The sequence below is a fragment of the Roseiflexus sp. RS-1 genome, assembly GCF_000016665.1.
Classification (GTDB): domain Bacteria; phylum Chloroflexota; class Chloroflexia; order Chloroflexales; family Roseiflexaceae; genus Roseiflexus.
The window spans coordinates 4,213,441-4,233,622 of record NC_009523.1 but is presented as its reverse complement, the minus strand read 5'-3'; the positions used below and the strand labels follow the sequence as shown (position 1 = coordinate 4,233,622).

Below are 20,182 nucleotides of genomic sequence, written 5' to 3'. Positions count from 1 at the left end.
TTTCACGAAGGGCGGTAAAGTTGGGTGGGAATCCCGGTAATCCCGGTGGTAGAGCGGGTGGAGCACTGCAATTGACCGGCTTCCATAAAGAAGATAATCTGTTGACCGGCTTTTAGCTTGCCAGAAAGTATTTCCCGCGAGAGTGGCTCGGCAATGAGCCGTTCGAAAGCCCGTTTCAGATGCCGCGCTCCAAATTCCGCGCTATAGCCCTGTTCGATTAGAAATGCTTTGGCGCTGGCATCCATTGCAATGCTGATTTGACGTTCTGCCAGCTGGCGGTTCAAGCCCTGCACGTAGAGGTCAAGGATGGCGTCAAGTGTCTTCTCGTCGAGTGATCTGAACACAACTACAGCCTGAAGGCGATTGACCAGTTCCGGGGAGAGACGGGCGGCGATAATCTGTTTAACATTTGCTTCAACTAGCGCCGCGATATGTTGCTCTGCTTCCATACCCTGAAACCCAATCGGGCGTTTTACTTCAATGCTCGCACCCAGGTTGGAAGTCAGGATGAAGATGGCTTCGCCGCAATTGATGCGGCGACCGCGCGCGTCGGTCAAACGGCCTTCGTCAAAAACTTGCAGGAAAACTGTCAACACGCTCGGATGCGCCTTTTCGATTTCGTCCAGCAGGACTACCGAATAGGGATGCAGACGCAATTCGCGGACGAGATATGGCTCCTCGCCAAAGCCGATGTAACCAGGAGGCGAACCGATGAGTTTGGCGACCGAATGGCTTTCCTGATATTCGCTCATATCGAGCGTGATCAGACGGTTGGGATCAAAGAACAGGGTTTCACTCAATGCTTTGGCGAGTTCCGTTTTGCCCGTGCCTGTGGGACCTGCAAACATCAACACAATGGGCTTGCCAGGGGCGCGCAAGCCCACGCGGGAGATGCGCACTGCCTCTGCCACTGTTCGCACCGCTTCATCTTGACCGAGGACACGCTTGCCCAGTTCCTCTTCGAGATGTAGCAGGCGCTCTTCGTCGCTTTGCAGAATGACCTCCAGCGGAATCTGGGTGCGCCGCGCCACCACCTGACCTATATCTTCGACTTCCAGGTGGGAGGTTTGCGTTGGTGATGATTGGACATGGATCGTCAACAACCGTCGCCGGGCACAGGCTTCATCCAAAACGGTGATGGCTTTGTCGGGTTGGTAGCCGTCGGTAATGTAGCGACCTGAAAGCGAGACCGCTTTTTGCAACGCCTCATCGGGGATTTCGATCTGGTGATGCTCTTGCATTTTGGAGCGCAGACCACGGAGAATGTGCAAAGTTTCTGTCGGGCTGGGTTCATCAATCCAGACGATCTGGAATCGTCGCGCCAGGGCGCCATCGGGTTCAATGTGCTTGCGATATTCATCAATGGTGGTAGCGCCAATGCAACGAATGTCACCGCGCGCGAGGGCAGGCTTGAGCATATTGGCAGCATCAAGCGTACTCGAGCCACCCGCCCCACTGCCCATCAAAGTATGGATTTCATCCAGAAACAAGACCAGATTTTTATCCTGCCGAGCCGTCTCAATCACTTCCTGAACGCGCTCTTCAAATTGACCGCGATACATCGCGCCAGAGAGCAACGCAGCAACGGAGATTTCCACGAAATAAAAATCGCGGAGAGGCGTCACAGCGTTTTCGCTTGCGGCATACGATGCCAGCCCTTCTGCGATAGCCGTTTTACCGACTCCCGGATCACCAAGCAGCAGGGGGTTATTCTTACTCCGTTGGACAAGAATACGAGCAATTTGTTTGATTTCCTCGGCACGCCCGATGACTGGTCCCAATCGCCCGGCACGTGCCAGCGCCGTCAGGTCACGGCCATATTTTGCCAGACGGTGCTCCTGGCTAATTTCTTTCCTTTGCGTTTCGGGTGTCCACGCCAGCAGTTCTCTGGCGCGCTCGAGCAATTTCTGCCGCTCCAGGTTCATCTCCTGGAAAAGCATGTCAATAGCCTTGCTCTCTATTTCAAGAGAGCAGACCAGGAGGTCAAACGGCGTTACGTTGTCTCTCTGGTTTTGCCAGGCCAGGGTCTCTGCTTTGTTGAATAATTCTCTTCCCCGCTGACTACGATGCCCGCTGAATTCCCCCCTACTTTTTGACATTTCTCGAACGATGGCTCTCAATCGCCTGCGTAATCGCTTTGCTGAAATCCCTTCCTGTTGCCAGAAGGCGGCTATCCTTTGAATTTCTCCTGTTGCTGCTGCCAGCGAGACTTGCGGCATTCCTGGAACTGTTTCAGTTGAAATATCTTCTGATTTCAACAGAGCCAGGAAAATGTGCTCAGGTTCCAGATGGGATGATTCCGTCAACTGGGCTTCGGCGACGGCCAATACAAGTATGAGAGATACGCCCGGAGAAGTGAACATGGAATACTCCCTTCAATCTCTCTGATATTCCAGCTGCATCTTCCTTCGGATTCCAGCCAAGTATATATCGATTTTTCGTCTCAATATAGGTAGATCATGTTGTTTGAGATGGGTCGTTAGTTAACTTTGTTGTTTCTAAAGTAAACAAACACACGGAGCTTACCAGATCTCTTTTCAAGGATAAACGCCTCTGATTATCTGTGAAAATACGGACAATTTACGGAGCACGTCATTCGTAAAGAAAACCTGGAACAATTCTATCAAATAGATTTGTGAGAGTCAATAGCTAAAAGCACCTCATAACGTAGTAAACACATCGTAACTTTCGATTACACAACTATCCTCCCTAAATTACGAAATGGTAAAGGTTAAGACTCTGTGGCGACGCTTAAGGCTTTATAAGGATGAGAAACCATCAAGGTTTGATGATATACTGGTGTTCATTCGTTATCCTTATTCACCCTGTCGGTTTACTCCGCTCGGATCTGCCGTCGATAGCGCTCTGGAGATAGGCTGTCAGACCGCAACCGCTGCCCTTGGACGATCCAGCGACGCCGCTGGCGCCAGTTCGCGTCTGCGTCACGGTCGGCGCATCATTGTGGGTATCTCAATCGCGCGTCTCTCTCCAGGCCTCTCTCCTGACGAATCGCCGCGTCTCTTAACAACATGTGTTCAGATCACTTGAGTTCGTCCGCTCCTGTGCACTATAGTGAGTAGAAGCAGTAAGGTGCTCTCTGGCTGTGATGATTCGTCTCGACGGAGAGATCAGAGCAGAGAGCGTAGTCTATGTAGAGGATCGATATCGTGTCTTCAGTCAGCAACGCAGAGTACATCGCACTCAAGAAAATCATCAAGGAACGCGGTCTGCTCGACAAACAACCCTGGTTTTTCATCGGCGTCATCGCGCTCAAGGTCGGTATGCTGATCGCCAGCATCGCCATCCTGTTTCTGGTCGACAACCTCTGGATTCAGGCGTTGAACGCCATTTTCATGGGATTCGTTCTGGCGCAGATTGGTTTCACATCGCACAGCGCCTGCCACCGGCAGATTTTCCACAAGGTGGGCTGGAACGATGCCGTCGGCATCTTTCTGGGCAACTTGCTGCTGGGGTTGAGCGCTGAGTGGTGGACGGGCAAGCACAATGCGCACCATGCGCATCCGAATCACGACGGCATGGATCCCGATCTCGACGTGCCGGTGGTGGCATTCACCCCGGAACAGGCGGAATCGCGGCACGGCATCTGGCGCTGGATGACGAAGAATCAGGCGTTTCTGTTCTTTCCGCTGCTCACATTGCAGGGATATGCTCTGCGTGAGGTCAGTTACCGCTTTGTGCTGAGTCCTGAGTCGCGGCGGCGCGGGATCGAGATCGTGATGATGGCGCTTAACCTGGTCTGGTATCTCACGTTGCCTATCATCGCGCTGGGACCGTGGGCGGGGATCGGGTTCATTCTGATCAGCCAGGCATTCTTTGGCGTCTATCTGGGATCGGTCTTCGCGCCCAATCACAAGGGAATGCTGATCGTCGATGACAACACGCAGATCGACTTTTTGCGCTTACAGGTGCTGACGGCGCGTAATGTCAGCGGTCATCCGATCACCGACTTCTGGTATGGCGGTCTGAACTATCAGATTGAGCATCATCTGTTCCCGTCGCTGCCGATGCATCGCCTGCGCGAGGCGAGCGTGATCGTCAAAGAGTTCTGCGCAAAGCACGGCATTTCCTACCACGAAACGTCCATGATCCAGTCGTACCGTGAGATTCTCGGCTACCTCCACGAAATCAGCGCGCCGCTGCGCGCGTCGAAGGCTGTTTCGGCGTCATCGTCAACACCGGGTGCGTAAATCAAATCGGGGATGGAGAGAATCGCGTCGAAGCCGTCGGGTTTGACCCGGCGGCGCTTCGATTCTGAGCACACTCCCCGATGATCCTCCGCCAGATCTGACACTGGATGACTGCAATCCACTGCGGTTGGCAATAGAAGCACGCCGAAATTCAGGACGACAGTCGCTCCGGGCGCTTTATCGCTCTCACGCTCTCCGGCATCCTCACCTCTGGTTCTTTCACTTTCGACTCCCGGTTCTCGGTTCTCAGTTCCTGGTTCTCGGTTCTCGGTTCTCGGTTCTCAGTTCTCGGTTCTGGTATAATACCCACGTAGCATCAACCGCTTCAGCAGGGGCACGTGCGTATGTCAGGTCTACTCCAGCGCATTGCCGATACCGTCTACCGCGAATATGATCGGCGCATCAAACGCGCCAGCCTGATCACCGAATACGGTGTGTCGCATCACCACGATCACGAAGAGGCACACGACGATCACGAGGTGGCAATCCTCAACCTGCCCCCCGGTTCATCGGTCGGCGAACAGCACGCACAACAGGTGGAGGCAGCATCGGAGAAGCATGAAGCGTCGGTTGAGCATCTTGACATCGAGCCGCTGACATCTGAAGCTGCAGCGCCTGATACACCTGCTGCAGCACCAGCAGAACCGATCGAGGCGGAGATTGTCAACGCCCCGCCGGGGGCGCCGATCCCGCGCGAGTAGAGCGAAGCACAGAGAATCAGTCGGCAATGTCCGCTTCCGCGCCAATAACCTTCAGGAAGAGTTCCACCACCTCGGGATCAAAGTGCTTCCCCGCCTGTGACCGGATGTACTCCAACGCCTGCTCACGGGGCCAGCGCGCGCGGTACGGACGGTCTGACTGAAGCGCGTCCCACACATCGGCAACAGCAAAGAGACGCGCTGCCAGCGGTATCTGATCTCCCTTCAGACCGCGCGGGTATCCTGTGCCATCCCATCGCTCGTGATGGCAGTATGGGATGTCGAGTGCCGGGCGCAGGTATTCTATCGGGGAGAGCATGCCAAAAGCATACTCCGGATGCCGCCGCATAATGACCCATTCTTCCGGAGTCAGACTGCCGGGTTTGAGCAGGATCGAGTCGGGTATACCGAGTTTCCCGATATCGTGCAGGAGAGCGCCGCGTCGGATGTGGGCGATCTGTTCATCACTCAGACCGGCTGCGCGCGCCAGTTGCACTGTCAACTCTGTGACTCGTTGCGAGTGCCCTTCCGTCTCCCTGTCACGCAGATCCAGTGCGTGCGCCCATCCCCGGATCGTCGCCTCATATGCCAGCACCAGCTGAGCGTTCGAGCGTTGCAGGGTTTCAAAGGACTCGACGCTGTCGATTGCAATCGCCGCCTGCATGGACAATGCTTCCAGAAAGTCGAACCAGTCCTGTTCAGGATCGAGGCGGGTGCGGTGGAAGATTTCGAGCACTCCTTTGATCTGACCTCTGGCGATCAACGGCACGCCGCAGTATGACACAAAGGTGTCAGGATGCATCCAGGACAGATGGAACTGATTCTGCTCGAACGTGCGCAGATCGGCAAGAAACATCGTTCGTCGTCCAAGTGCGACCTGCCCGGCGTACCCTTCCCCGGTACGCAGTGTAATCTGCTGGATGGCGCGTGATTGGAAGCCGTGAGCAGCGGCACAGGTGAGCGTTTGTGTATGGGGATCGAGCAGGTGAAGGGCAGCGGCATCGACGTGCAAATGGGTTCTGATCTGCTCAAGCAGAATGTCGAGCGTCACGCGCATATCGAAGGCGGAGATAATCGCCTGATCGATCGTGCGCAGCGCGCGCAACCGTCGCAGGTGAGACTGCACCTTCTGCTCCGCCTGGATGCGTTCGGTAATATCTTCGATTGCCAGCAGGATCAACTCACTGGAACGGCGAATGCGACGGGCATTCAGCAGCATCGTGCGTTGACCGATGTGCTCGAACTCGTGGGTGACGGCGTACCCGTCGAAGTGGCTATCGCGGGTCAGAATCTCTTCCAGCAGACGCCGCAGATCGGGGATGTTCCACTGCTGGTTGCCCAGTTCGTAAATCTGGCGGTCGAGCGTCTCTTCAGGGGTCGTGCGGAACAGGCGGTAGAACGCATGGTTCACCGACACAACGCGCAGATTGCTGTCGAGGACAAGCAGCGGCTCACGCACGGTTGCGATGATATTCTCAGCAAACTCGCGCGCCATCTGCGCCGCTTGCAGGGCGGCGCGCGCCAGCGTCTGGTCGTAGAACGTCAAAATCACTCCTGTCATATCGCCGGACTCGTCCCGGATTGGTGCACCAGCGTCGGCGATCGGAATTTCGCGCCCGTCGCGGCTGATCAGCAGTGTGCGATGGTGTAACCGGACAACCGTGCCCGTGCGGAGCGTGCGCGTGACCGGATTTTCAATTGCCGCACGGGTGTCTTCATCGACAATACGGAAAACCTGTTCGATTGGGAGCGCCAGCGCCTCGGATTCAGTCCATCCGGTCAAACGTTCAGCGGCAGGGTTCATCAACGTGATAGACCCGTCGGTATCCGTGATCATCAGTGCGTCGCCGATACTGTAGAGTGCGGCACGCAGTTGCGCCTCGCGCTTGAGAAGGCGGTCGTAAAGGTCGGACAGTTCGCGCAGGGTAACCTTTCGCCGCGATGATCGTTCGGGTTTGTTCGGCGGCATCTGAATCGTCCTTCCTGACGCACGAGATAGCCGGTGCTGTGCGTGATCGCTGTGCGGCAGTCAGGCGCCTGAGCGCGAACGACCCATTCATTATTCATCATCAAACTGGCGCCCCCCGACCTTGCCATGCGCAAGAACAACCGCATCAATGGTATTACGATGCACCATCGGATATTATATCACCACCAGGGTTCTTATGCGGATCGTGTCTGTTGAAGAACGACGAGCCGGTTTGTCCGGCGTGCTGAGAGGGTGCGCGTTGCGCTTCCAGCGCGGCGACGCGGCTCTCCAGTTCGGCGTTCCTGGCGCGCAGTACGGCGATCTGCTGTTGCAGGGCGAACAAATGCGCCTGTAATCGCATTTGTTCGATGTCACGCACCCGCATGTCCAGCCTTCGTTCCTTCTCGATCAGTGCATCGAGCGCGCGCACGACGGCGCCATGAAACTCGCTGATCTGCAACCACTGCGGCAGGGCGTACCACCACGTCGCCCTGCGCACCAGGCGCTGAAAGGCGTTGATCGCCGCCGCCAATCCCGGTCGGCTCGACAGAACAATACGGTGGGGGTCAACCGACCAGACGGCGCGCGCGATTGCCATATTGTCGTGCAGATATGCGTCCGTCGGATTGGCGGGGGAAGCGGGTGAACCGGCTACACCGGGCGCCGGCGGCGCGCCCGTGTCACCGGTTTCCAGGGCGCGTTCGACCGCTGCCATGAGGGTCAGCGCATCCTGAGTATCAACATTAACCCAGTAGATCGTCATCGTCGTCTCGCCTTTCGTTCATCACGCGCCTGTGCGTAGACGGCGAGCGTCTCACGGGCGGCGCGCTCCCACGAGAACTGCCTCGCACGTTCAACGCCAGCACACCGCAATCGCAGCGACAGGTCGTTATCTTCCAGCAGCGCCGCTATCTGGCGTGCAATATCGTGCGGGTCATACGGGTCGCAGTATAGCCCGGCGTCGCCAACCACTTCGGGCAGCGACGCTGCGTGCGACACAACCACTGGTACACCGCAGGCGAGCGCTTCCAGCGGCGGCAACCCGAATCCTTCATACAACGAAGGATACACAAACACGCGCGATCCAGCAATCAGCGCGGGCAGGTCATCATCGGGGACGCGCCCAAGAAACCGGACGAACCCGGCGACGCCGGTCTGTTCCGGCGCTGCCAGGATTGCGTCGTACTTCCATCCATTGCCGCCAGCGATGATCAGCGGCGGCAGATGTCCGGCTGGCGTATATCTGGCGCGGAGCATCGCATACGCTTCGATCAGGCGGACGTGGTTTTTTCGCGGTTCGAGGGTGCCAACGCTCAGGATGTACCGGTTGTGCGTCAGACTGTAGCGCTCCAGGGTCGTTTGTGTTTCTTCGGGAGTATGGGGACGGAAGCGCGTATCTGCTGCTGCGTACACTACACTGATTTTTTCTGGCGGGATGTTCAGTTCACGCACGATGTCGCGTCGGGTCGCTTCAGAATCGGCGATGATACGGTCGGCGCGGGTGCGGGCGAAGCGCTCTTTGATGGCGTGGAGTGCGGTATTGTCCGGCATATGCATGTCGGGGAAGCGGCGCGTGGTCAGATCGTGAATGGTCAGCACAACCGCAGCGCCGGGCGGAGCAAAGGGGAGTTGATCGGAGGCATGGAACACCTCGACACGGCGTGTGGCAGCGCGGAGTTCCACTCCCATCTCGATGACTGCCGCCTGCGCCCAGATCGGGTCGAGCAGACGGTCGATCCATGCGGTGATGGTATGCGCAGGTCCGTGGTGGAACGCAGGACGTGCGCTGAGGTAGCCGCGCCGGATGCCCGGGCAACGCACCACCCGCACGTTCGGTGCATCGAGCGCTGCCAGCGGCGCCATTGGGCGACCAGGGTTGAGCGGCAGAACGTCGATCAGCGTAAAATGACAGTCGCGTCCCACGCGCACCAGGTGGTTGAGCAGCGCCCGGTGATAGGTGAGAACGCCCGCCTGAGCAATTCGCAACAGCGAAATATCGATACCGATGTGCATTATTCAATCGCTTCCAGACGCTCGATGATCGCCGCAGCCGCATGCGCCCATGTCCAGCGTGCAGCGACTTCGACGGCTGCCCGCGCTCCTACCGCGCGCGCTTCGTCAGGATGTTCATACACGTGGCGCATCAGTGCACAAAGGTGGTCAATGTCGGGGTCTGCCCAGCGTAACCCGCGGTAGTATGGGGCGCGCGCTTCCGCCGGGACGAGACCGCGCACCTGCAGCGGATAGGCGACATCTGCGTTGAGAAACGCCGTCTGCCCACCCCAATTGGTGGAAATAACCGGCAGTCCACACGCCATTGCTTCCAGCGCCGGCATGCCCCATCCCTCGCCGCGCGTTGGCAGCACGAAGCAGTCGGCGCTCCGGTAGAGACAGCCGAGCTGGTATGCAGCGATCTGCTGATTGGGCAGCACCACCACCGGCGGACCGTCGCGCTGGATCAGTTCTCCCAGGCGTCGCGCCACATCGAGACCGGGATCGTAATTGAAAATCTTGAGCAGCAGCAGCACATCATCACTGCGGCGAAACGTTTGCTGGTAGGCGCGGATCAACACTTCCGGCGCTTTACGCTCGATCCACTCGAAGATTGACAGGAAGACGAATCGATTGCCGGGCTTACGCCCCTGGATGCCAGGATGAAAATAGTTTGGATTGATCCCCAGCGGAATAACGAAGATCGGACGTTTCACGCCGCTGGCGCGGAAGACCTCAGCCCCCCAGTGGGTTGGCGTCCAGACCTCGTCCATCTGGTTCGCCTGATAGACCCACTCATCCGGCAACCGGTCGGTCTCGATCATGGTATAACCGATGCGGTAGCGTCCGCTATTCTTGATGAACGAGTCGCCCTGATGGTAGACGACCTGCGGCAGACTGGAGTCTTTGAGACGGGCGCGCAACTGATCGATGCGCGGATCGCCCGTCAGCGGTTCGGTGAAATCATTCCCCCAGATGCACGCCAGGCGCACATCGATGCCGCAACGGTCGAGTTCGAGCACAAGTTCACGCGACGACGTCGCATACCCGGACGGCGACGCCACCAGTGAGTGCCAGACGATGGCACGGTGGTACTTCTGGTCGTAGAAAGATTTCCATTTGCGAACGAACACCTCACGCCCCCTGTCCCACATCGCCTGCCAGGATGCATTATTGATCCTGGCGCTGGTATTCTCGAAATGCACCACCTGAACGCCGCCGGTGCAGACGATCCTGAACCCCGCCTGACGCGCCCGCAGACAGTAGTCGGTATCCTCGAAGTACGAGGTGTACGCTTCATCGAAACCGCCCAACAGCGCGCGCACGTCGTGGCGGATGTACATGCACGCGCCTGTGATCCCCTCGACCTCGCGCACGCCGGGATATTGCCCGATGTATGCTTCGCCGCCACCGATCTGGCACCCCCAAAAACTATCCGTCGGCATATAGGTTCCGGCGTGCTGGAGCGATCCATTGGCATGCAGCAGCGTGCACCCGACAATGCCATATGCAGGATGGCTATGCGCCACATCGCTCAAATGCGCAAGCCAGTGATCCTGAATGATCAGGGTATCGTTATTGAGCAGCAGCACGTCGTGGTCCGGTGGAGTGGCTGCCATGCCCTGATTGTTGCCCCGCGCAAATCCCAGGTTGCGCTCATTGGCAATCACCCTGATCTCTGGTTGTGAGCGCAACCACTCCAGCGTTCCATCGCTACTTCCGTTGTCCACCACCAGCAGATGATACGCTATATCGTGGGTGTGGGCGCGGATGCTCTCAATGCAACGGCGGGTATATTCGAGACCATTCCATGTGAGGATGATGATCGTGATGGGTGGGCGTTGGGGGTCGGGAGTTGAAGGTTGAAGGTTGAAGGTTGAAGGCTGAAGGTTGAAGATTGAAGGTTGAAGGTTGAAGGTTGAAGGTTGGGGGTTGAAGGTTGAAGGTTGAACTTCTGCCATGAGCGCGTGCGGCGAGTGTGACGTGACAGCCTGTTCCGCGCGAAGCGCCTGCCACGCGGGCAACACGATGGTGGGAGCGACAGAGTTGAGCGTTTTCATGGTTCTCAGTTCTCAATGCTCAATGCTCAGTTCTCAGTTCCTGGTTCTCAGTTCTCAGTTCCTGGTTCTCAGTTCCTGGTTCTCAGTTCTCGGTTCTCAGTTCCTGGTTCTCAGTTCTCGGTTCTCAGTTCCTGGTTCTCAGTTCTCGGTTCTCAGTTCTCGGTTCTCAGTTCTTGGTTCTTGGTTCTCGGTTCTTGGTTCTCGGTTCTTGGTTCTCGGTTCCCGGTTCTCTACAACCGCTCGCCAAACTCACCGCTGCGACGCTGGAAATACCAGTAGCCAATCGCCAGAGTCGCCAGGGCGGTCAACAGAACACGCAGCACACTATCGAGGGCAGGGAGGTTCGGGGTCGGAATCTGACCAAAGGCGACAGCGTTTCCATACAGAATCTCGCGGTAAAACTCAACCAGCGACGCCATCGGGTTGAGCCAGCGCACCAGTTGCACCAGCGGACCGGCAACCCGATCAAGCGCATAGATGACCGGTGTGAGGAAGAACCAGAACTGAATGAAGATGCCGATCAGGTGAACGGTATCGCGGTAGCGCACCGCCAGCGCACTGAGAAACAACGCCACCCCCGCCAGAAAGAGCGTCTGAATGCCAATCAACACCGGCAGATAGACGAACGTCCACGAAAAGTTCGTCCAGTTGCCCGTTGCGCGCAAAGGTGCGTACATTGCCTGAACTGCCGCCATGACCAGCAGAAGCATCGGCAGCGACAGCACAAAGTTGACCAGGCTGGAAAGGACGGAGACGAGCGGCAGTACCTCACGCGGGAAGAACACCTTCTTGACCAGCGCCGCATTGTCGATCACACTGCGTGTGCCGCCGCTCACCGCTTCGCTGGCGAAGTTCCACGGCAACAGACCGACCAGAAGGAACACTGGGAACATGGCGATGTCCGCCTGGAAGAAGGCGCTGAAGACGAACCAGAAGACGAGCATGAGCAGCAGAGGCGCCAGTTGCGTCCAGAGATAGCCAAGCGCGCTGCCTTTATACCGAACCTGCAAATCGCGGATCACAAGGTTGCGGATCAATTCGCGGTATGCCCAGAGTTCCAGGATTTTGCGCATGACGCCAGCGCTGCGATCCACTGCCACACCGGCTGCGCCGAAGACCAGCCCGACCAGCGTTGCCACCGAGAGGAGCAGCGGGATGCGGCGATCAACGGCGCGTTCCGGCAGCGGCGCCCGGATCGCGCGGTAGGCGTCGCTGGGTGCATCGGGGGCGAAGGCGGCGCTGAGGTTGCGATACAGGTATGCGAGCGCATCACGGATCGCCTGTTTTCCCGCCGTCAGGCGCACCAGGTCGGCATCGATCCGCTGGAGCGCAGCGCCGGTTGCAGCCGTGCGATTCATCTCCAGCGCGGGAATATCGATACGCCGCAACTGTTCCTCACGAACTTCCAGCGCGCGCGCCAGGTCGCTCAGTTCTTCGCGTGGCAGTTGATCAACAGTGATGTACGCCGAGACCGGCTCGACCGCCCGGTTGAGCGGAAACGCCTGCGTCCGGATGATTTCGCGCAGCAGATGCTGGAAGGTCGTTTCTGGCTGACGCCCCTGGAGCGCTTCGGTCAGTTCCCATCCCATGAGATTGCGCAGAATCTCGCGTCCGCCGGCTGCGCGCACTGTGCGCGCCAGCATCTCTGCCGCTTCGTCCGCCAGCATCTGCGCTTCGAGCGGTGTCCGACCGGTGGCGATGATGTCGATGCGCCCATCGGAGTGTGGCGCAAAGCGCACCGCATAGGTCGGACCGCCAAGGTCGGGACGGCGCGCTTTCAACAGTTCGAGCGCCTGCGCCTCGACAGCGCGGTAATCGTCGTCGGGCTGACCGTCGGTATACAACTCGTGATAGCGTTCGACGGCATCGATCTGCACCGTTGCCAGCGTTTCATAGCGGATCGGTTGGGAGAGGATGCGCGGCGCTGCTATCGCCAGCGCGCCAAGTGTGCAGATCAGCAGCCAGAGCCACTGGTACAACCGCAGTGGTCCGCGCTGGCGGCTCAACGCCACGATCCAGGTTGCTGGCGTCGCAAGGTGTGCCATATGTGCAGTCTAGCGAAATCCTACGACAACAACACCGTCAACTTCCGTCACAACATACAACTCTGGGGTCTCTGCGAGTCGTTGTTCAACGACATCCCAGCGAAAGGCGCGTTTCCCATCAAACATATGTTTTTCCAGCAGCAGATAGCGTATCCCCAGGTCGCGCAATCGTTGAGCGGAAGCACTGTCGGGAAAGCCGCGTGAGCGCTCGTTGAAATCCTGAAAGACGGATGGCATATGCGCCTGATGCATGAATGCGAACGTTTGCTTCCCATGAATCAGGGCGCCGAACAGAATATATATAATAGTTGATTTTGTCATCAATAACCGGTTCAAACCCGATAATGAAATCGCCTGGTTGTTGTGCAAGCCAGATGTCAATCGGACGAGGCGCCAGCGTTATGCGATCAGTGGTTCTGTAGATCGGGCTCAGATCGAGCGCTACAAGCAAAATGATCAATGGGGCGAGAAGGAGCGAACGTCGATGTTTGAGAGTATGATCCCCGAATCGTGACGCCTCTTTACTGCGATGTGTCAATTGTGCCGCTCCTACACCTGCCAGCAAAGCAACAAAAAGAATGGTTACAACCCCAAAGCGCGCCCAAACACGCATAAGACCGATGATCGGCAGTTGATGCAGATAATATGCCGGCAACCAGATCGGACGATCCGGTTGCAGCGGTATATTGCCGGTGTGCAGATCGGTGCCGAGTGCCAGGATAAACGCAAATAAACCGGTTCCGACCCAGACAAACCGGCGTTCAAAGGTACGCAATGCTACCAGCGCCAGCACTCCGGGGACGAGTCCAACATAGAGCGTTTTTTCAACCCACAACGTTTCAGGCCGCAACTGCTCGACAAGCGTTCCCCAGAGTGGATGCAGATGGTATGGCACGATGAAGTTCATCGGGCTGGCTGACCACATTCGTGTTTTTTCAGTAGTATAAGTATTGTAGGTTCCTTCCTGTGCTATCATCAGATAAGGGGTTGCCGCAAATAATGCACCGATCAGTACTGCTGGCGCTGCGAGCCACGCGCCACGCAGTGGATTCAACCGTCGGGTCACGAACGTCAATAGCGCATACACAAGACCGCAGAGTAAACCAATAACAAGGTAATACTGCGATGCTGCGCCGAGCAGGAAGGTTGCCCCTGCCAGACCTGCCAGCGCCTTACGATCCGGTTGTGATCGGAGCGAGGCATCGAGCGCCCAAAAGAATAACGGGAGTGGATATGTGCTCACAATCTGCGGATGACCGTAGCTATGAGCGTGGCGAAACGGCGCCAGCATGAATGCCAGGCCAGCAACTAACCCGCCAGTGCGACTGCCGGTCAGACGATGCACCCACAGGTATGCGCACAGACCCGAAAGGAAGTGAGCGAGCGCCAGGTGCGCATTATATCCGAACACGGGTCCGAATATCCACGTCAGTGGTGCAACTACCATATATCCCAGGTATGGCACATCGGTGGCGGTCAGCGCCAATCCTTCCGGGGGATTGATGCGCGGGTCGACAAACGGTGAAGCGCCGGTGCGCAGCGCTTCAGCAATCCATCCGGCGGCATAAACGTACTGAATGTTGTCGCCCGCCCAACCGAGCAGCAAGGATGTCGGCGACTCAAGCACTGCATACATCATAACTACGGTTGTGCAGATAAAGATTGCAACAACCAGATAATCGCCTGGATGGAATTGCCAGGTAGTGTGCGTCCGCGCCTGCGCATTCCTTACCCCAACCATGCCGTCACCTCGATGGTCTCACCGGCTGCCAGATCGAAGATCAGCAGCGTACCGCGAACAACAGGCGTTGCGTTGCTCTGTTCGCCGTCCAACGTTACCTGTTGGATGACAGACGGCAGGTTGAGCGTCAATCCTTGCAGGTCGTGTACGCTATGGTTCGTAACCAGGAAATGCAACGGTGCGTTTGAGGACATGTCGTGAACCGGTTCTGATTCGTGTCGCTCGATGCGCACCAGCGCCACCGCCTGTTGCCGGTCGGCAATCTCCGCCAGCGGCGCAATCCACAGATCGCCCGCATCGCGGCGCCCGACGGCATAGCGCACAACGTTGCGCCACACGGCGATCTGCGCCGGAGTGACGACTTCTTCGGTGTGCGCCCACAGGTCGATCATGCCGCCGGTGTTGATGGCGCGCTCGATCACGCCTGGCGCTTCCGCAGCGCTCTGCTCTGTCAGGTAGAAATCCGGGCAGGCGAGGATCGCTTCGTGGCCCGGAACCGGTCGGCAGTGCGGTTCATCCCTGCTCACCAGATGGTACTGCGGTTGGCGCGGATTCCAGTTCGTGCGCGTCACCGACGTGATGCCGGCTTCTGCCAGCGCCTGCCAGTTCGCGTAACTCATGCCGGCGCTGCTGCTCCACGGAAACGCCAGCGACCGCGCTGGCGGGACATTGTGCTCTGCAGCGACTCTCCGCCATTCGGAGAGATCGCTGCGCCACTCCTCAGCGCTCGCAAGCCCGCCGTACAGGTGGCTGAACGTATGGCTCTGAATATCATGTCCCTCGCGCTGCACCAGCGGGATCAGGTCGCCAAAATACCAGGCAGGGTCAGTCGCTACCGTGCCATACGGATCGGGTGAGAACCAGGGTTGCTGCTGCCAGGCGTCGGTTTGCCAGCGGTTAGCACGGTTCGCCCACGTGAACGTCGGGTCTCCCATGAAGCGCCGCTGCTCGCGGTTGCCGGTCAGGAAATTGTACCCGGTTGCGTAGTAGGTGGCGCGGATGCCGTATGGTCGGAAGATGTCCAGCGTTGTCGTGATTCCTTCGCGCATCCGCATTCCTCGCATAAGCGGGTCCTGATCGACGTTTGGGTCATCGACCGAACGCGAATGGATCAACCCGCCCATCGTCGTTTCCCAATCGAACGAAAATGAGAGCGCTGCGCGCGCGCCGTTGGGCCAGGGAAGCGCCTCAACCCCGGCAGTCTGCTCAGGTGATGCTGGCGGCATCTCGCCGGTGTGTGGGAAGCGCCCGTGTCGGATGCGGATCAGGTCGAGGTAGACCCGATCATCAGATGCAGGATGGAACGTCACCGCAAGATGGGTGGCTTCAGGCGGGGCGGTGAACCCTCCACCGATCAGCGACCAGGGTTGAGTGTCAGTTGGTCCGTTCCAGCGCCGCACCTCCTGCCACCCGCTCCAGTCGACGCGCAGGATGTCGCCGCTGGCGTCGAGCCAGTGAAATCCGAGGCGCACCCGAGTCGCCGAAGACGAGTCGGCGAGCGCCTGCGCAGTGGCGCAGTACGACACGCCAGGTCGCACGGCGACCGACGGGGTGCGGAGGTGGTTGGCGATGCCGAGGAGTTGGAACGAGCGCCCTGAACCGGAAACGGTAAAGTCGCCAACCTGTACGCCGCTTGCGGCTGCGCTCCAGCCGACCGGCAACAGAACGCCGGTCGGCGTACCGGGCGCCAGGTTGGAAAAATCAGGCGCGCCCAGCAGATCGTCAGCGATCAATGGCACTGCTGCACACCGCCCCATCCGCTCCTGCACTGCGACGAATACGGTGCTCATCAGAATAAGTCCAAGCGCGACTGCTCCAACAATGCCCGCATGCCACGTTCGTTTCATATCCCGTTCCGGTGTCTGGCTTCGCACTCGTTCAGACGGCGCATTATAGCATACTGCCAGGTGGAGACGCAGCGGCGGGGGTACGTGTTCCATGTCTCCTGGAGCGAGGGCATCTTGCCCTCGGAGAGATGATGTCTCCTGGAGCGAGGGCATCTTGCCCTCGGAGAGATGATGTCTCCTGGAGCGAGGGCATCTTGCTCTTGGAGACGCGGTGCGGGCGGGACGCCCGCGCTCCCAGGTTTGTGGATGACCCCAGGTGTGAACAGGTACCCGATGATGTCTCCTGGGCATCTTGCCCTCGGAGACGCGGTGCGGGCGGGACGCCCGCGCTCCCAGGTTTGTGGATGACCCCAGGTGTGAACAGGTACCCGATGATGTCTCCTGGGCATCTTGCTCTTGGAGACGCAGTGCGGGCGGGACGCCCGCGCTCCCAGGTTTGTGGATGACCCCAGGTGTGAACAGGTACCAGCGAGGGTGCAAGCGCGGGTTGCGCCCCTCCTGACAGTTGAAGGCGCACGTTGCGTGCGGCGACATCCATCTGCTGCAGGTGACGTATACTATTGCGTACGAACAGATATCCCGGCACTCAGGAGCTCTTATGACTGATACAATCGTTCCCAAACGCGACGTCGCCACGCTGGGCGGCGGGTGTTTCTGGTGTCTCGAAGCCGTGTACGACGAGATCGAAGGGGTCATCAGCGTCGAATCGGGGTATGCTGGCGGGCACAAGCCCAACCCGACATACGAGGAGGTCTGCACCGGCAGAACCGGTCACGCCGAAGTTGTGCAGATCACGTTCGATCCGCAGGTCATCACGTTTCGCGACCTGCTGGACATCTTTTTCAGCATTCACGACCCGACCACGCCCAACCGTCAGGGCGCCGACGTCGGTCCGCAGTACCGTTCGATCATTCTGTATCACAACGAAGATCAGCGCCGGATTGCCGAAGAAACCATCGCTGCATTGAACGCCGCAAAAATCTGGAGCGCGCCGATCGTAACCGAAGTGAAGCCGTTTACAGAGTTCTGGATGGCGGAAGAGTACCACCAGGAATATTTTGCAAAGAATCCGTACCAGGGGTACTGTATGGCAGTCGTCGCGCCAAAGGTGATGAAAGCGCGAAAACAATTCTCCGAACGCATCAAATCGAAGCGCTGAATCAGATTCCCGCCAGAAACGCAACGGCTGCCGCGGCGACAGGAACGCTCAGATTGTCGGTTCCATGCGGCGATACCGCCTCGACCACGGTAGCGACGATAGCGCCGAGCAGAGCAGCCAGAACGGCGCGCGCTGGCGCGACGGTCGGGGCAAATGGCGCCAGCGCTGAGCCTGGAAGAAACAGCACCGTGAGCAGCATCGCTATCGCGCTGACCGCAAACATAACCGCAGACCCTTCCAGCGTCCGGCTACTCTGACCGATAGTGTACCTGTGCCGACCGATGCGCTGACCCACAAGCGCTGCCAGCGCGTCACCCCACGTCATTGCCATCACACCAGCCGTCGCTGCCACTCCGCGATCAACCGGACCCTGCGGTCGCCACAACAACGCATAGATCGTGGTGATCGCAAGGGCAAAGTAGATCGTGCCGGGCGAACTGTCCTCCCGATCCATTGCGCGTACAATCCGGTACCGGTAGAGGATGAAGTTGACGAAGATGAAGGTCGCAAAGGGAATAATCCCGATTTCCCAACGATCAAAGAGCGTCAGAATACCGAAGACCCACATCCCTGCGCCGATGTGGATAATCTTGCGCGTCAGGTCGGCGGGCAAGCCGGCAAAACGATGCAATGCCTCGCCGGTCAGCAGCAATCCGATAGCGTAAGCATACGAAATGCCCAGTCCGGTCCATTCACTCGCTGTCATGATCGACTCCATCGTCATCGGGCAAGATTCGCCGTGGAACCTTGAGCCTCACAGTCCTGGCACAAATCGTCCGGGATTCAATAGGTGGAGCGGATCGAATTCGTCGCGGATGCGCCGCATTACATCGAGACCCTGCGGCGGCGCCCCCCAGCGCGGCGTATCGGGCAGCGTCGTCGCCACCCACTGAAGACCCGGCAGTTCGGCTGTCAGGGTTGTGAGTGCAGCAGCGGTGACCGATCGTACTCTGGCGTACAGCACACCACTGAGCGCCCGCGCATTGATGGCGACCGATGAGCCGACACGGGCGGCGGACGCTTCACACTGTGCGATGGCGGATGCCACATCGGTCGGCAATACCGACAGTTTCACTACAGCTTCATCTGCGGCGAGTGTTGCAGTCTGCGGCAGGTCGGCAATGGCTGACCAGAGCGCCTCCGCCTCGCCACCGTGCAGCCGCTCAACTGATTGCGCGCCGTGGCGTCGCATGATGGCGCTCATATCGTTCATCTGACGTTCAACCGCCTGCGGCAGGCCTTCCGCCATCAACGCCAGCGCACAGACGCCGGATTGTCCCACGGCAGCGAGCGCACTGCGGTTCAGGTATTCAGCAGCGACTGGCGCCAGTTGGGTGCCATCGAGTTCGTCGAGCGCGGCAAACGCCGGTTTGGGGTCGTTGAATCGGCACAGGATTGTTCCTGCCGCGCGCGGTTGCGGCAACAGTTTGAAATTTGCGCTGGCAATGACCGCCAGCGTGCCGAAACTTCCCAGGTAGAGTTTCATCATGTCGAAGCCGCTGACGTTCTTGACCACCATGCCGCCGCCGCGTGAGAGTCGCCCGCCGACTTCAACCACTGCAATCCCGATCAGCACATCGCGCAGCGTGCCGTACCCCAACCGTCGCGGTCCGTCGGTTGCCGTGGCGATCAACCCGCCAATCGTCGCCCGATCCGGCAACGGCGGGTCAAGCGCCAGCATTTGACCGTGCTGCGCCAGATAGGTGCGGAGTGCGCCAAACGTCATCCCTGCCTCAACGGAAATCGTCAGGTCATCGGGAGTGTGCGCCAGCACCCGGTTAAGCCGTGTCGTGCGCACCACCAGGTCGAGGCGGGTTGGCGGCGCGCCAATCAGTTGTTGCGTTCCGCCGCCCCACGCCGCCAGCGCTGCGCGGCGCTCTGCGGCGATGCGCAGCGTTGCCTGGAGTTCCTCGACGTTGCCAGGCGTAACGACGCACAGGGGGCGCACCCCCTGCACGCTGAATGCTTCCAGCGTTGGGGCATCATCCTGGACTGTATCAGGAGGGAGAGCAGTGCGGAGTGCCTCGTTCAGATTCATAGGACGCCCAGTTCTTTCAGGATACGCAACACCGGCGGTCGCTGCCAGAGCCATTCGACGCGCAACCATAGCCCGGCGATAACGGCAGAGTGGTACACGCCATCCGGTGATGGAACGACCAGGCGATAGCGACCCTGGGGCGTTAACTGGTAAAACATCGCCTCCTCACGGAGCGGATCGATGAGCCAGTACTCACGCACGCCTGCCGCTTCATATTCGATAAACTTCTCGCCACGGTCGCGTTCATCACTCTCCGGTGAAATAATTTCCACCACCAGGTCTGCCGCGCCGTCGAGGAATGTCGGTTGGATCAGGTGAACCCGTTCGTGGGCAATGAAAAGAATATCCGGTCATCGCCTCGATCTTCAAACCTTATCGTTGCGCCATTGCATATCCGGTACCGCGCAGATGTTGCCGTGCAACGC

At 58.6% G+C, this 20,182-nt stretch carries 14 protein-coding genes; 3 read left to right on the top strand and 11 right to left on the bottom strand.

The features are described 5' to 3' along the window. Positions 1 to 2: 2 nt before the first annotated feature. Positions 3 to 2,363 carry an AAA family ATPase gene (locus tag ROSERS_RS17355; RefSeq protein WP_011958078.1) on the bottom strand — a complete coding sequence of 787 codons (2,361 nt, stop codon included), beginning with the start codon at positions 2,361 to 2,363 and terminating at the stop codon, positions 3 to 5. Between the two features lie 804 nt (positions 2,364 to 3,167). Here ROSERS_RS17355 and ROSERS_RS17350 point away from each other — a divergent pair. Further along, entirely contained in the window at positions 3,168 to 4,208 is a 1,041-nt protein-coding gene (locus tag ROSERS_RS17350; protein WP_011958076.1) for a fatty acid desaturase family protein, read from the top strand. A gap of 344 nt (positions 4,209 to 4,552) precedes the next feature. Beyond that, on the top strand, positions 4,553 to 4,909 hold the full coding sequence (locus ROSERS_RS17345; protein ID WP_011958075.1) for a hypothetical protein: 357 nt from the start codon (positions 4,553 to 4,555) through the stop codon (positions 4,907 to 4,909). 16 nt (positions 4,910 to 4,925) lie between these two features. Here the strand turns inward: ROSERS_RS17345 and ROSERS_RS17340 are convergent, their stop codons facing one another. The 7 genes from ROSERS_RS17340 to ROSERS_RS17310 all read right to left on the bottom strand — a co-directional run bounded on the left by ROSERS_RS17340 (position 4,926) and on the right by ROSERS_RS17310 (position 16,653). Further along, the gene (locus tag ROSERS_RS17340) at positions 4,926 to 6,875 is read right to left on the bottom strand and encodes an HD domain-containing phosphohydrolase (protein ID WP_011958074.1); all 1,950 of its coding nucleotides are present in this window, start codon (positions 6,873 to 6,875) and stop codon (positions 4,926 to 4,928) included. Between the two features lie 154 nt (positions 6,876 to 7,029). Beyond that, positions 7,030 to 7,638 carry a hypothetical protein gene (locus tag ROSERS_RS17335; protein ID WP_011958073.1) on the bottom strand — a complete coding sequence of 203 codons (609 nt, stop codon included), beginning with the start codon at positions 7,636 to 7,638 and terminating at the stop codon, positions 7,030 to 7,032. After that, on the bottom strand, positions 7,635 to 8,888 hold the full coding sequence (locus tag ROSERS_RS17330; protein WP_011958072.1) for a glycosyltransferase family 4 protein: 1,254 nt from the start codon (positions 8,886 to 8,888) through the stop codon (positions 7,635 to 7,637). The genes ROSERS_RS17335 and ROSERS_RS17330 overlap by 4 nt, the downstream gene beginning before the upstream one ends. After that, a complete protein-coding gene (locus ROSERS_RS17325; protein ID WP_011958071.1) occupies positions 8,888 to 10,927 on the bottom strand; it encodes a glycosyltransferase in 2,040 nt (679 codons plus the stop codon). Before ROSERS_RS17325 ends, ROSERS_RS17330 begins: the two co-directional genes overlap by 1 nt. A gap of 230 nt (positions 10,928 to 11,157) precedes the next feature. Beyond that, the gene (locus ROSERS_RS17320) at positions 11,158 to 12,972 is read right to left on the bottom strand and encodes an ABC transporter permease (RefSeq protein ID WP_011958070.1); all 1,815 of its coding nucleotides are present in this window, start codon (positions 12,970 to 12,972) and stop codon (positions 11,158 to 11,160) included. Positions 12,973 to 13,090: 118 nt separating this feature from the next. Continuing rightward, positions 13,091 to 14,713, bottom strand: a complete 1,623-nt coding sequence (locus ROSERS_RS17315) for a hypothetical protein (RefSeq protein WP_011958069.1) — start codon at positions 14,711 to 14,713, stop codon at positions 13,091 to 13,093. Beyond that, complete coding sequence (locus ROSERS_RS17310; RefSeq protein WP_232282650.1) at positions 14,701 to 16,653, bottom strand: polysaccharide deacetylase family protein; 1,953 nt, start codon at positions 16,651 to 16,653, stop codon at positions 14,701 to 14,703. The genes ROSERS_RS17315 and ROSERS_RS17310 overlap by 13 nt, the downstream gene beginning before the upstream one ends. 505 nt (positions 16,654 to 17,158) lie before the next feature. Here ROSERS_RS17310 and msrA point away from each other — a divergent pair. Continuing rightward, positions 17,159 to 17,719 carry a peptide-methionine (S)-S-oxide reductase MsrA gene (msrA, locus tag ROSERS_RS17305; RefSeq protein ID WP_011958067.1) on the top strand — a complete coding sequence of 187 codons (561 nt, stop codon included), beginning with the start codon at positions 17,159 to 17,161 and terminating at the stop codon, positions 17,717 to 17,719. Position 17,720: 1 nt separating this feature from the next. On the opposite strand, the gene ROSERS_RS17300 is transcribed toward msrA, so the two are convergent. From ROSERS_RS17300 to ROSERS_RS17290, 3 genes are read right to left on the bottom strand one after another with little or no spacing between them, the layout of a single operon-like run. After that, positions 17,721 to 18,425, bottom strand: coding sequence for a diacylglycerol/polyprenol kinase family protein (locus tag ROSERS_RS17300; protein WP_011958066.1), 705 nt, complete (start codon positions 18,423 to 18,425; stop codon positions 17,721 to 17,723). Positions 18,426 to 18,473: 48 nt separating this feature from the next. Next, positions 18,474 to 19,757, bottom strand: a complete 1,284-nt coding sequence (locus ROSERS_RS17295; protein ID WP_011958065.1) for an FAD-binding oxidoreductase — start codon at positions 19,755 to 19,757, stop codon at positions 18,474 to 18,476. Further along, positions 19,754 to 20,101 (bottom strand): Uma2 family endonuclease, encoded by a 348-nt coding sequence (locus tag ROSERS_RS17290; RefSeq protein ID WP_083763316.1) that lies wholly within the window; start codon positions 20,099 to 20,101, stop codon positions 19,754 to 19,756. The genes ROSERS_RS17295 and ROSERS_RS17290 overlap by 4 nt, the downstream gene beginning before the upstream one ends. Positions 20,102 to 20,182 lie beyond the last annotated feature (81 nt).

What these genes read in the sequence shown, in the direction of transcription:
- ROSERS_RS17355 (WP_011958078.1), bottom strand. Translation starts at nt 2,363, where the DNA reads ATGTTCACTTCTCCGGGCGTATCTCTCATACTTGTATTGGCCGTCGCC.
- ROSERS_RS17345 (WP_011958075.1), top strand. Translation starts at nt 4,553, where the DNA reads ATGTCAGGTCTACTCCAGCGCATTGCCGATACCGTCTACCGCGAATAT.
- ROSERS_RS17340 (WP_011958074.1), bottom strand. Translation starts at nt 6,875, where the DNA reads ATGCCGCCGAACAAACCCGAACGATCATCGCGGCGAAAGGTTACCCTG.
- ROSERS_RS17335 (WP_011958073.1), bottom strand. Translation starts at nt 7,638, where the DNA reads ATGACGATCTACTGGGTTAATGTTGATACTCAGGATGCGCTGACCCTC.
- ROSERS_RS17330 (WP_011958072.1), bottom strand. Translation starts at nt 8,888, where the DNA reads ATGCACATCGGTATCGATATTTCGCTGTTGCGAATTGCTCAGGCGGGC.
- ROSERS_RS17325 (WP_011958071.1), bottom strand. Translation starts at nt 10,927, where the DNA reads ATGAAAACGCTCAACTCTGTCGCTCCCACCATCGTGTTGCCCGCGTGG.
- ROSERS_RS17320 (WP_011958070.1), bottom strand. Translation starts at nt 12,972, where the DNA reads ATGGCACACCTTGCGACGCCAGCAACCTGGATCGTGGCGTTGAGCCGC.
- ROSERS_RS17315 (WP_011958069.1), bottom strand. Translation starts at nt 14,713, where the DNA reads ATGGTTGGGGTAAGGAATGCGCAGGCGCGGACGCACACTACCTGGCAA.
- ROSERS_RS17310 (WP_232282650.1), bottom strand. Translation starts at nt 16,653, where the DNA reads ATGGAACACGTACCCCCGCCGCTGCGTCTCCACCTGGCAGTATGCTAT.
- msrA (WP_011958067.1), top strand. Translation starts at nt 17,159, where the DNA reads ATGACTGATACAATCGTTCCCAAACGCGACGTCGCCACGCTGGGCGGC.
- ROSERS_RS17300 (WP_011958066.1), bottom strand. Translation starts at nt 18,425, where the DNA reads ATGACAGCGAGTGAATGGACCGGACTGGGCATTTCGTATGCTTACGCT.
- ROSERS_RS17295 (WP_011958065.1), bottom strand. Translation starts at nt 19,757, where the DNA reads ATGAATCTGAACGAGGCACTCCGCACTGCTCTCCCTCCTGATACAGTC.